General features: G+C 65.3%; 9 protein-coding genes. 8 read left to right on the top strand and 1 reads right to left on the bottom strand.

The genetic code is table 11. From position 1 onward, the window contains the following. Nucleotides 1-14: 14 nt before the first annotated feature. Nucleotides 15-1,235 carry a hypothetical protein gene (locus ACFC0O_RS25115; protein WP_375961809.1) on the bottom strand — a complete coding sequence of 407 codons (1,221 nt, stop codon included), beginning with the start codon at nucleotides 1,233-1,235 and terminating at the stop codon, nucleotides 15-17. A gap of 270 nt (nucleotides 1,236-1,505) precedes the next feature. On the opposite strand from ACFC0O_RS25115, the gene glf reads away from it, so the two are divergent. The 8 genes from glf to ACFC0O_RS25155 all read left to right on the top strand — a co-directional run bounded on the left by glf (nucleotide 1,506) and on the right by ACFC0O_RS25155 (nucleotide 12,183). Further along, a complete protein-coding gene (glf, locus tag ACFC0O_RS25120) occupies nucleotides 1,506-2,702 on the top strand; it encodes a UDP-galactopyranose mutase (protein ID WP_375961812.1) in 1,197 nt (398 codons plus the stop codon). After that, nucleotides 2,699-4,690 (top strand): glycosyltransferase, encoded by a 1,992-nt coding sequence (locus ACFC0O_RS25125; RefSeq protein WP_375961814.1) that lies wholly within the window; start codon nucleotides 2,699-2,701, stop codon nucleotides 4,688-4,690. The genes glf and ACFC0O_RS25125 overlap by 4 nt, the downstream gene beginning before the upstream one ends. Then, a complete protein-coding gene (locus ACFC0O_RS25130) occupies nucleotides 4,687-5,262 on the top strand; it encodes a phosphatase PAP2 family protein (RefSeq protein ID WP_375961817.1) in 576 nt (191 codons plus the stop codon). The genes ACFC0O_RS25125 and ACFC0O_RS25130 overlap by 4 nt, the downstream gene beginning before the upstream one ends. 29 nt (nucleotides 5,263-5,291) lie before the next feature. Next, the gene (locus ACFC0O_RS25135; RefSeq protein ID WP_364637111.1) at nucleotides 5,292-6,239 is read left to right on the top strand and encodes a decaprenyl-phosphate phosphoribosyltransferase; all 948 of its coding nucleotides are present in this window, start codon (nucleotides 5,292-5,294) and stop codon (nucleotides 6,237-6,239) included. Next, nucleotides 6,217-8,241: a flagellar motor control protein ZomB gene (zomB, locus tag ACFC0O_RS25140; protein WP_375961820.1), complete on the top strand. Its 2,025-nt coding sequence runs from the start codon at nucleotides 6,217-6,219 to the stop codon at nucleotides 8,239-8,241. The genes ACFC0O_RS25135 and zomB overlap by 23 nt, the downstream gene beginning before the upstream one ends. Before the next feature lie 271 nt (nucleotides 8,242-8,512). After that, nucleotides 8,513-9,541, top strand: coding sequence for an alpha/beta hydrolase (locus tag ACFC0O_RS25145; RefSeq protein WP_375961823.1), 1,029 nt, complete (start codon nucleotides 8,513-8,515; stop codon nucleotides 9,539-9,541). A 232-nt stretch (nucleotides 9,542-9,773) separates the two neighbouring features. Next, on the top strand, nucleotides 9,774-10,871 hold the full coding sequence (locus ACFC0O_RS25150; RefSeq protein ID WP_375961825.1) for an alpha/beta hydrolase: 1,098 nt from the start codon (nucleotides 9,774-9,776) through the stop codon (nucleotides 10,869-10,871). Between the two features lie 265 nt (nucleotides 10,872-11,136). After that, nucleotides 11,137-12,183 (top strand): alpha/beta hydrolase family protein, encoded by a 1,047-nt coding sequence (locus ACFC0O_RS25155; protein WP_364637117.1) that lies wholly within the window; start codon nucleotides 11,137-11,139, stop codon nucleotides 12,181-12,183. Nucleotides 12,184-12,268 lie beyond the last annotated feature (85 nt).

A 12,268-nucleotide genomic window follows, 5' to 3' on the forward strand; every position in this document is an offset into this window, starting at 1 on the left:
TCACGCCTGAATGATCAAGCGGCGCACATGGACTGCATGACGCCGCGCAGGATCGGCATGCCGTACGTGGTCGGCGCGAACGCGAGGGTCTGCGCGATGCCCAGCGGGGTGGTGATCGTGGAGGCCACACCGGTGAAACCGGCGATGGTGCTGCCCACGGTGATGAGCAGGCTGGTGGTGTCCAGGGTCAGCGTGATCAGGTCGAAGGCGTTCTCCACCTTCACATCCGCCAGCGAGACCGTATTGAGCGCCTTGCCCTCGTAGATGTCGAAACCGAGGTTCGCCAGGAACGTCAGCGGGCCGTAGTCCATGGCGTTCACCAGCGGGCCGAGCTGTTCGATGCGGCGCATGGTGACGATGTCCGCGACCCGGTTGTCCCGCAGGAACCCCTGCAGCGCATCGGCATTGGCCTGTACGGCGGCGGGATCGACCGGCAGTCCGGCGGTCTGGGTCAGGAAGGCGCGCGAACGCTCGACCAGATCGGAGGTCTTGAGTTCGGCCAGCGGGGTGCAGGCGCCGTCGGCCTTGACCAGCTGATTCGCCAGATCCAGCAGCGGCTGCGGCACGGCGACATGCTCATCGGGCAGTTCCAGCCGCAACTTCTCATAGGCGTTGGGCGCGTCGCAGTTTCGGACCAGCTGCGCCTGTACGGCACGGGCCAGGGACTTCACGCCGTTGAAGATCGCGCCGACGATCGGCTTGAGAATGAAGCCCGCGGTCGGCACCAGGCTGGCGGCCAGCTGCGCCGGAATCTTCACGATGCGGGTGCCGAGGATGAATACCTCGACCACATCGGCGACGGTCACCTGGGAGAGCGAGACCGTCTTGTCGATGGTGCCGGTGCGGATCGCGTCAAGGCTGTTGACCAGGTAGGACACGATCGGATCATCGAGGAATTCGAGCCGGTCGCCCGCGCCCACCGGGCTGCTGGGCAGTCCGCGCCGGTGCACGTGGACATCGGCGATGGTCTGCCGGAAATCATTCACCTGCTGATCGAATGCGGTCAGCTGACCTGCGGGAACGACGGTGCGGATCGCGGTGGCGGCATTGGTGACGATGTCGTCGAAGCTTGCCGCCCCGTTGCCACACAGGCCGGGGGATGCGGCGACCGGCATGGTCGCGAGGGTTTCGGTATCGGCGTGCGCCGGAGCGGCGGCCGGAATCAGGGCGGCGGTGCCCAATACGGCCGAGAGGGTGAGTGCGCCCACGAAGGGGGCGAGGCGATGAAACCGCATGTGGATAGGTCTTCCGGGTCGAGCGTATGGGCACGGCCGCTGATGCGCTCACGGCAACAAACTGGACGGGCGTTCAGTCTGGTGCGTATGTAATACAGCGCCGGTGAAGCCCCTGTCCCTACTTCGGTGAATATTGAGCAAATACCTCGACAACCCATCCCGATCACCGGGATGACCACCGCCCATTTCGGTCGTATCCTCGGAGCCCCCCGAACCCCGCATACCGGAGCCCACGCACGGCAATACCTTCTTCCACTACGCTGGGCTCCCGTGACCGTCGCATCCCCCTTCGATCTCATCGTCGTCGGCTCCGGCTTCTTCGGGCTGACCATCGCCGAACGCACCGCCAACCTGCTGGGCAAGCGGGTCCTGGTGGTCGAACGCCGCTACCACCTGGGTGGTAACGCTTATTCGGAGGCGGAGCCTGAGACCGGCATCGAAATCCACAAGTACGGTGCCCACCTTTTCCACACCTCCAACAAGCGGGTGTGGGACTACGTGAATCAGTTCACCGAGTTCACCGGCTACCAGCACCGCGTCTTCGCGCTGCACAAGGGCCAGGCCTACCAATTCCCGATGGGACTGGGCCTGATCTCCCAGTTCTACGGCCGCTACTTCAGCCCGCAGGAAGCCCGCGCGCTGATCGCCGAGCAGGCCGCCGAAATCGACACCAAGAACGCCGCCAATCTCGAGGAGAAGGCGATCTCCCTGATCGGCCGTCCCCTCTACGAGGCGTTCATTCGCGACTACACCGCCAAGCAGTGGCAGACCGACCCCAAGAACCTGCCCGCCGGCAATATCACCCGACTGCCCGTGCGCTACAACTTCGACAACCGGTACTTCAACGACGCCTACGAGGGTCTGCCCAAGGACGGGTACACCGCCTGGCTGACCAAGATGGCCGAGAGCGATCTCATCGAGGTGCGCGTCGACACCGACTGGTTCGACGTCCGCGACGAGATCCGCGCGCAGAACCCGGACGCCCCGGTCATCTACACCGGACCGCTGGACGCCTACTTCGACTACGCCGAAGGCGAACTCGGCTGGCGCACCATCGATTTCGAGACCGAGGTCTTGGAAACCGGTGACTTCCAGGGCACCTCGGTGATGAACTACAACGACGGCGACGTGTCCTACACCCGCATCATCGAGCCGCGCCACTTCCACCCCGAGCGCGACTACCCCACGGACAAGACGGTCATCATGCGCGAATACTCGCGCTTCGCCCAGACCGGCGATGAACCGTACTACCCGATCAACACCCCCGAGGACCGCGCCAAGGTGCTCGCCTACCGCGAGCGCGCCAAGGCCGAAACCGCTTCCGCCAAGGTGCTTTTCGGTGGACGCCTGGGCACCTACCAGTACCTGGACATGCATATGGCCATCGGTGCCGCGCTCAGCATGTTCGACAATGTGCTGCGCCCGCACCTGGAGTCCGGCGCACCCCTGGTGGACACCGCCGAATGACCGCACAAGCGACGCTGGAAGAGATGACCCCGGAAGAGTCCAACACCGCGACCCGCGCCAAATCGCTGCTGCAGCGCATCATCCTGCCGCGGCCGGGTGAGCCCCTCGACGTGCGCAAGCTGTACCTCGAGGAATCCGACACCAATGCCAAGCGGGCGCACGCGCCCACCCGGACCTCGCTGTCCATCGGCGCGGAGTCCGAGGTGTCGTTCTGCACCTACTTCAATGCCGTGCCCGCCAGCTACTGGCGGCGCTGGAGCATTCTCGAATCCGTGGTGCTGCGGCTGGAACTGTCCGGCCACGGCCGCGTGGACGTGTACCGCTCCAAGGCGGACGGTTCCCGAATTCACGTGCAGGGCTCTGAGTTCGGGGTGGATCCCGGCCAGAACCATGCCGGGATGACGGATGCTGATTTCGGCGCGCACGGGACCGGAGCCGTCGAGTTCGAGGTGGATCTGGGCCCGTTCGAGGACGGCGGCTGGATCTGGTTCGACATCACCACCGACAGCGCGGTCGAGGTGCGCAGCGGTGGCTGGTACGCGCCCATCGAGGCTCCGGGCGAGGGCAGCATCGCCGTCGGCATGCCCACCTTCAACCGGCCCACCGATGCGGTGAAAACCATTGCCGCGCTTGGCAATGACCCGCTGGTGCTGGAGAAGATCAAGGCCGTCATCATTCCGGATCAGGGCAATCGCAAGGTTGTCGACGAGCCCGGATTCGCCGAAGCCGCACTGCCCCTTGGTGATCGGCTCGCCATCCACAATCAGCCCAACCTGGGCGGGTCCGGTGGCTACAGCCGCGTCATGTACGAAGCGCTCAAGACCACCGATGCCGAGTACATCGTCTACATGGACGATGACATCGAGATCGAGCCGGACAGCATTCTGCGCGCGCTCGCGTTCTCGCGATTCGCCAAGTCTCCCATCCTGACCGGTGGGCAGATGCTCAACCTGCAGGAACGCTCGCATCTGCACGTCATGGGCGAGATCGTGGATCGGTCCATCTTCATGTGGACCGCGCCCGCGAACGTCGACTACGACCACGACTTCTCCAAGAACCCGCTCAGCGACCGCGACAACTCCAAGTTGCTGCACCGCCGCATCGATGTGGACTTCAACGGCTGGTGGACCTGCGTCATCCCGCGCCAGGTGGCCGAGGAGATCGGGCAGCCGCTGCCGCTGTTCCTCAAGTGGGACGACGTCGAATACGGTTTGCGCGCAAGGGATCACGGCTATCCGACCGTCACCCTGCCGGGTGCGGCCGTATGGCATATGGCGTGGAGCGACAAGGACGACGCCATCGACTGGCAGGCGTACTTCCACCTGCGCAACCGCCTGGTGGTCGCCTCGCTGCATCTGCCCAACGACGGCCGTCCGATGGTGGTCAACACGGTCAAGGCGACGCTGAAACACCTGCTGTGCCTGGAGTATTCGACGGTGGCCATCCAGAACGAGGCCATTCGCGATTACCTGGCGGGACCGGACAAGCTGTTCGACCTGCTGCCCAGCGCGCTGGGCAAGGTGCACGCCATGCGCAAGGAATTTCCGGACGCCGTTGTGCTGCAGTCCTCTACGGAACTGCCGCTGCCCAGTCACGCCGAGGTCGGCGCGGTCGGGGAACCCGGCAATCCGCTCGCCAAGATCGCCCGGCTCGGCAAGGGCGTGCTGCACAACTTCCGCAAGGCGAACACCGCGCATCACGACACCCCGCAGCTGAACGTCCCCACTCTCGACGCGCGCTGGTTCCTGCTGTCCCAGGTGGACGGCGTCACCGTCACCACCGCCGACGGCCGCGGCGTCGTCTACCGCAAGCGCGATCCGCGCAAGGCCGCCGAACTCTTCAAGGAGGCCATGCGCCTGCGCAAGGAGCTGGCCGAGCGCTTCCCCGAGGTGCGCGAGCAGTATCGTGCGGCGCATTCGCATCTCACCAGTAAGTCCGCGTGGGAGAACACCTTCGGCATCGACAACTCAGGGAACGGGAGCAAATGACCGCCAGCCAAGCCGCCGAGTCCGACCGCGGATTGCATGTGGTTCCGGACGCTCCGGCTCCGGCCGCCCCGCCCGAGGTAAAGATCCTGAACCTGGTGCAGGGCACCATCGGCCGCAATCCGGCGGTCATCAAGGCCGCGCGCGGTATGTCGCATTTCGGTGAGCATTCGCTCGGCTGGATCGGCATCGCCGCGGTCGGCGCGCTCGTGGACAAGCCGCGCCGCCGCGAATGGGCCGGGGCTGCCGTCGGCGCGTTCGGTGCGCACGCCGCCTCCGTGGTGATCAAGCGGGTTGTTCGCCGTCCGCGCCCGAATGATCCATCCGTGCAGGTCAACGTGTCGACGCCGAGCAAGCTGAGCTTCCCGTCCTCGCACGCGACATCAACGACGGCAGCGGCTGTGTTGCTCGGCAGGCTCACCGGGTTACCCTTGCCCGCGGTGCTCGTCCCGCCGATGCTGCTGTCCCGGGTCGTCCTCGGGGTGCATTACCCATCCGACGTGCTCGCCGGTTCCGCGCTGGGCGCCGCATCAGCCGCTGTAGTGCTTGCCGCCGAAAAGAGACTCGCGAAGTGACCGCGCAGGAAGAAAGAGCCCTTGTTGACATGAGCGAAGAGCCGACCAGCACCGAGCTGGACGAGGCGGTCGTCAAGGGACCGCCGAAGACGCTGGGCGGCGGCCTGATCAAGGCCATGCGCCCGCGTCAATGGGTCAAGAACGTGCTGGTGCTCGCCGCACCGCTGGCCGCGGGCAAGACCGCGGCCGGCGATCTGGTGCTCACCGACGCGTCCGTGCTCGGCCACGTCGCCATCGCGTTCGTGGTGTTCTGTATGGCGGCCTCGGGTATCTACCTGGTCAACGATGCGCTGGACGTGGAGGCCGACCGGGCCCACCCGACCAAGCGCTACCGGCCCATCGCCGCCGGTGTGGTGCCGGTGAATCTGGCCTACGGCCTGTCCGCGGTGCTGCTGGTGGCATCCATCGCGGGTTCGTTCCTCGCGTCCTGGCATCTGGCCGTGGTGATGTCGGTGTACATCGCCATCCAGCTCGCCTACTGCTTCGGCCTCAAGCATCAGGCCGTGCTCGATATCTGCATCGTCTCCTCCGGCTTCCTGCTGCGCGCGGTGGCCGGCGGCGCGGCCGCGGATATCAAGCTGTCCCAATGGTTCCTGCTCATCATGGCGTTCGGCTCGCTGTTCATGGCGGCCGGAAAGCGCTATGCGGAGTTGAAGATCGCGCTCGACACCGGCGCGAAGATCCGCAAGTCGCTGCAGTACTACACCGCGACCTACCTGCGTTTCGTCTGGACCGTCTCGGCCACCGCGGTGGTCGTGTTCTACGGGCTGTGGGCGTTCGAACAGGGCCGGGTCAAGGACACCGATTGGTTCGCGATCTCCATGATCCCGTTCACCATCGCGGTCCTGCGCTACGCGGTGGATGTGGACGGCGGCGAAGCCGGTGAACCCGAAGAGATCGCCCTGGGGGACCGGGTCCTCCAGTTCCTCGCAATCGCCTGGATCGGAGCGGTAGGTGTCGCTGTCTATCTCACCTGACGTGGTAGAGGGAGAAGAGCGAGAGGGGGGCGCGCCTACGGCACAATTGCCGCTCGGGCGCGCCCATCGGCGTGCGACGGATCCGTCCGCGCGCAGATTCTCGCGACTATCCCGCACCGTTTTCGTCGGTGGGATCGTGCTGACCGCGACCCTATTCGCGGCCGGAGGCTGGCAGCGGCGCTGGATCGCCGATGACGGCCTCATCGTGCTGCGCACGGTGCGAAACCTGATGGCGGGCAACGGCCCGGTATTCAATGCGGGTGAACGCGTCGAAACCAATACCAGCACCGCCTGGACCTATCTGGTCTGGTTCTTCAGCTGGCTGACCGATCTGCGGCTGGAGTACGTGGTGCTCGGCATCGCGCTCACGCTGTCGGTGCTGGCCATCGTCTTCGCCATGCTCGGTGCGGCCCGGTTGTGGGGCGGCACCGGATCGGCGCTGTTGCTTCCGGCCGGTGCGCTGGTCTACATCGCGGTGCCCCCGGCCCGCGACTACGCCACCTCGGGTCTGGAGTCCAGCCTGGTCATCGCCTATCTGGCGGTGCTGTGGTACCTGCTGATTCGCTGGAGCCAGGCCGAACGGGTCCGGCTGCCAGGGTTTTTCGGCCTGGTGTTCTTCGCCGGGCTGGCACCGCTGATCCGCCCGGAGATGACCCTGGTGGGCGCGCTGGCGCTGCTGATGATCTTCTGCGCGCCGCTGCCCGAGACCCGGCTGCGGCCGATCGTGTTCCGTGCGCTCATCGTCGCGGTCGCGGGGCTGGTGCCGATCGTCTACCAGGTGTGGCGGATGGGCTATTACGGTCTGCCGTACCCGAATACGGCCGTGGCCAAGGACGCGGGCGGCGCGAAGTGGAAGCAGGGTTTCGTCTACCTGTGGAATTTCGCCGGACCGTATTGGCTGCTGATTCCGCTGGCGCTGCTCGCGGTCGCCGCGGCGTTCGCGGTGTGGTCGGGACGCGCCGACGACGAGACCGGTCGGCACTCCGTCGATGACGACGAGACGGCCGGAACGCCGGACAAGAGCTGGCGCACTCGGATTCACCGCTTCAGCGTGTGGCTGCACACCCCCGCCGCCGTGGTCGCGCTCATGGTCGGCAGCGGTCTGCTGCTGACCGTCTACGAGATCCGCGTCGGTGGCGACTTCATGCACGGCCGCATGCTGCTGCCGCAGCTGTTCTGCCTCATCCTGCCGGTGGCCGTGCTGCCGATTCGGATACCGCGCGGCCTGTTCGCCGGTACCCGCGAAATGCGCCGCCGGGATTGGGCTTTCGTGGTGGTGCTGGCCGGATTCCTGGGTACGGCGGGCTGGGCGCTGTTCGCGGCCAACACCACCGCCATCACCACCGGAACCAAGATCAGCTCCACCGGCATCGTGGACGAGCGGATCTACTACGTCCTCAATACCGGTCACGATCATCCGATCCGGGCCGAGGATTACCTGGACTATCCGCGCATGCGCGCCATGGTCCGCGATATCGCCAACACCCCGGACGGCGGCCTGCTGCTGAATTCGCCGTCCTTCATGTTCTGGTACATCGCACCGCCGCCGGAGCCCATCGCCCCGGGTGGCAACGGACATACCGTGTTCTTCCTGAATCTCGGCATGACCAGCATGAACGTTCCGCTGAGCGTGCGCGTCATCGATCAGATGGGCCTGGCGTATCCGCTTGCGGCGCATACCGAACGGCTCGAGGACGGCCGCATCGGCCATGACAAGAACCTCTACCCGGACTGGGTCGTGGTGGACGCGGGCATGGTGGATCGGCATCCGTGGCTGCCCTGGTACATGGACGACAAGTGGGTGGCGCAGGCGCGGGTGGCGCTGAGCTGCCCGGCCACCCAGGACCTGCTGTCCTCCTCGCGATCGCCGCTGACCTTCGAGCGCTGGCGGCACAATGTGATGCAGTCGCTGGGCTTTTCGAAGTACCGGATCGATCGGGTGCCCAAGTACGAGATCGAGCGTTGCGGTCTGGTTGATCCGTACCCCTCGCCGCAGAAATAGCGAGGACCGGGAGTAACTCCCGGCAAAATTCACGAAACACCCACGGCGGCGGTCCATTAACACAGGACCGCCGCCGTTGTGTCCGATTCGGGATAGCAAACCGATATCTCATCTCGGTTTGGTAACACCGGGAGGTGTGTTCCGCGATAGCATCCACGGACACGTTCGTCGCGAATCATCTTTGTATGTGTCGCAACGTTTGTCGCAATACTGATGAGAGGCCGCTCGGATGCGAGGCTTGACTGTGGGTGGGGCGCAGCGGATTCCGGACATGGGAAGGCGTGACCTGCTCAAGCTTTCCGCGTCGGTATTGACTGTGGCGGCCCTGCTACCGCTCGGGGTGTCGGTGGCCGATGCGGGACTCGCACCGAAGGCGCGGGCCGCCTTCGATCCGGCCGGTATGGACTTCTATGTCGATTCGACCATGGGCCCCATCAAATCCCGGGTGTTCCGGGCCGCCGACGGCAATACCAACCGGGTGGTTTACGCACTCGACGGTATGCGCGCCCGCGACGATCTGAACGGCTGGGAAATCGAGACCACCGCCGTACAAGCCCTGACCGCCGCCAATATCAATGTCGTCATGCCGGTCGGCGGCATGTCCAGTTTCTACGCCGACTGGACCTCGGCCAGCACCTTCCTGGGCATTCCGGCGGGCACCCTGTCCGGCACCGGATCCGGTGCGGCACAGGCGCTCGCGGGCGGACCGGGCAAAACCACCGCATACCGGTGGGAAACCTTCCTCAGTCAGAACCTGCCCGCCGCGCTGCGAGATCGCCTGGGCTTCAGCAGCACTCGCAACGGCGTGGTCGGACTCTCCATGAGCGGCAGTTCCGCGCTCACCCTGGCCGCCTACTATCCGAGCCAATTCTCCTATGCCGCATCGCTGTCCGGCGCGCTCAATCTGTCCATGTCCGGTATGCGGGACGCGGTCCGGGTCGCCATGCTCGACGCGGGCGGCTATAACATCGACGCATTGGCCACCGCCAAGGACGCTCGGTGGCAGCACATCGATCCGTACACCTTCGCGCCGAAGTTGAAGGCCAACAACACAAGACTGTTCATCTCCGCGGGCAGCGGCCTGCCGTCCTCGGCCGATGCCATCAATGCCTCGACCGTTCAGGGCATGGGCATCGAAGCCATTGCGCTGGTGGGCACCAAGTCATTTCAGACTCGATTCAACAGCATCGGCGGGAAGAACGTGACCTACGACTTCCCGGCGGTGGGTGTGCACAACTGGAAGAACTGGGAGAGCGAGATGCTTCGCCTCATCCCCGATCTGTCGGCCAATATCGGCTGATGCGATTGCCGGGTCACATTCACAGCAACTCCGCAGTGCGCGCACAGCGGGCGTTTTTGTGCCCCTTGTTGTATCAATGTGCTGGTCCAGACCATAAAAGCTCGACGGAGTGGTCCGGGTCACATATATCTCATTCCGATAACGCTCGGTTAGCCATGGGGCGATAGGCTCCCCGAGACGCCCACCGTGCCCCGCGATGCACGGTGGAGACGAACGATATGAAAAGGACCTGATGATGCGAGGCGCGCAGGAGAGACGTCGGAGATCGAGCGGCGGTTGGGTGAAGCGGTCCGCGGTCGGCGTGGCCTTGGCACTGCTGGTGCCGTTCGGGGTGTCGGCGGCAGGAGTGACGGGAACCGCCAACGCGGCCTTCGATCCGTCCGCGTTCGACTTCTGGGTCGACTCGTCGGCCGGTATGGGCCCGATCAAGACCCGCGTCTTCCGCGCGGCCGACGGCAATACCGATCGCGTGGTCTACGCGCTCGACGGTATGCGCGCCCAGGACATCCTCAACGGCTGGGAGAACGACACGGATGTGGCGCGGGCGCTGACCGCCGCGAATATCAATGTCGTCATGCCCGTCGGCGGTGAATCCTCGTTCTACGCCGACTGGGCCGCGCCCAGCACCTTCTTCGGCGTCCCCGGCGGCACCGGCTCCGGTTCGCTGTCCTCCTCGGGCTCCGCGTCCGGATCGTCCTCGGGCTCCGGCGCTTTCCAGCTCATGGCCGGTGGACCCGGCAAGAGCTACCGCTACACCTGGGAGACCTTCCTGACCCAGGACCTGCGCAACGCGCTGCGTGACCGGCTCGGCTTCCGCGCCACCCGCAACGGTGTGTTCGGTCTGTCCATGGGTGGTTCGGCCGCGCTGACGCTGGCCGCCTACCACCCGGATCAGTTCAGCTTCGCCGGTTCGTTCTCCGGCTACCTGAACGTGTCCGCGCCCGGTATGCGTGAGGCGCTGCGCCTGGCCATGGTCGACGCCGGTGGCTACAACATCGACTCGATGGCGCTGCCGTGGAGCCCGCAGTGGCTGCGGATGGATCCGTTCGTATTCGCACCATTGCTCAAGAACAACAACACCCGGCTGTGGGTATCCGCGGCCAGCGCCATTCCCGGCGCGGGTGACGTGACCTCGTTCATGTCGGTCATCCAGGGCATGCCGCTGGAGGCGCTGGCGCTGGTGAACACCCGGGCCTTCCAGGCGCGGATGCTCTCCATCGGCGCGAGCAACGTGACGTACGACTTCCCGGCCACCGGTGTGCACAACTGGCAGAACTGGGCCTCGGAGGTCTACCGGATGATTCCGGACATGTCGAACAACATCGGATAGGACAACTCTCGTAGCTCTCAGGGGTTCCCCCTGAAACCCCGGTAGCCGAGGGGTTCTCCGAGCCCGTGAGCGCAGCACGGCCCCCGCCCAATAGGGCGGGGGCCGTTCCGTTTCGGTTGGTCGCCCACCAGGGACTGGGCGGTCTTCTCCGTAACACGCCGGTCGGGTCAGCCGTTTAGGGCGTCGCATCGCTGATGATCTGTTCAGCAAGAGTTTTCCGGTACGTCTGCAAGCTCGGTTCTGCTCCAACGAGAGGGCTAGGTCGATGCGGGTTAGAGGCTTCAAACGGGTGGTGCTGGGCTTGGCCACCGCGCTGCTGCTGCCATTGGGCGTGACGGTGCTCGGAACTCCGCCCGCGACGGCGGCTTTCAACCCGGCGGCTTTCGACTTCTGGGTGGACTCTCCGGTGATGGGGCCGATCAAGACGCGGGTGCTGCGCGCCGCGGACGGCAATACCAATCGGGTGGTCTACGCGCTGGACGGCCAGCGCGCCACCGAGCTGTTGAACGGGTGGGAGAACGACACCAACGTTCCGGAGATCCTGGCGGCCTGGAATATCAATGTGGTGATGCCGGTCGGCGGTGAGTCCAGCTTCTACGCGGACTGGAATTCGCCGAGCTCGTTCTTCGGCATCCCGGCGGGCGCGGGATCCTCGGCGGCCAACACCGGTTCGGGCGCCACCGAGGCGCTGGGCGGCGGTCCGGGCAAGAGCTACCGGTACGACTGGGAGACCTTCCTGACCGATCAGCTGCGCTGGGCGCTGCGAGACCGGTTGGGGTTCAACCCCTATCGCAATGGCGTGTTCGGCCTGTCCATGGGCGGTTCGGCCGCGCTGACGCTGGCGGCCTACCATCCGGACCAGTTCAGTTATGCCGGTTCGTATTCGGGCTATCTGAATATTTCCGCGCCGGGTATGCGCGAGCTGATTCGCGCCGCCATGATCGACGCGGGCGGCTACAACGTCGATTCCATGGCGCCGCCGTGGGGTGATCGCTGGCTGCGGATGGATCCGTTCGTTTTCGCGCCCACGCTGATCGCGAACAACACCAGGCTGTGGATCGCGGCGGGCAGCGGTACGCCGATGCCGCAGGATCTGGATATTCCGCTGGGCGCGGCCGCCGATCGACTGGTGCGCGGTTCGCCGCTGGAGGCGTTGGCGCTGGCGAATACTCGCGCGTTCCAGATCCGGATGGATACGCTCGGCGCGCGAAATGTGGTGTATTCCTTCCCTCCCGCCGGTCTGCACGCGTGGACCAACTGGCAGGACGAGGCGTACCGCATGATTCCGGACATGTCGGCGAATATCGGGTAACCCTCACAAAAGGGTTGTAATACCAAGCCCCCTACCCAATCTGGGTGGGGGGCTTTTCGCATTTTTGCCCGAAGAGTCGATCTAG

The organism is Nocardia sp. NPDC056100, from assembly GCF_042266325.1.
Taxonomy (GTDB): domain Bacteria; phylum Actinomycetota; class Actinomycetes; order Mycobacteriales; family Mycobacteriaceae; genus Nocardia.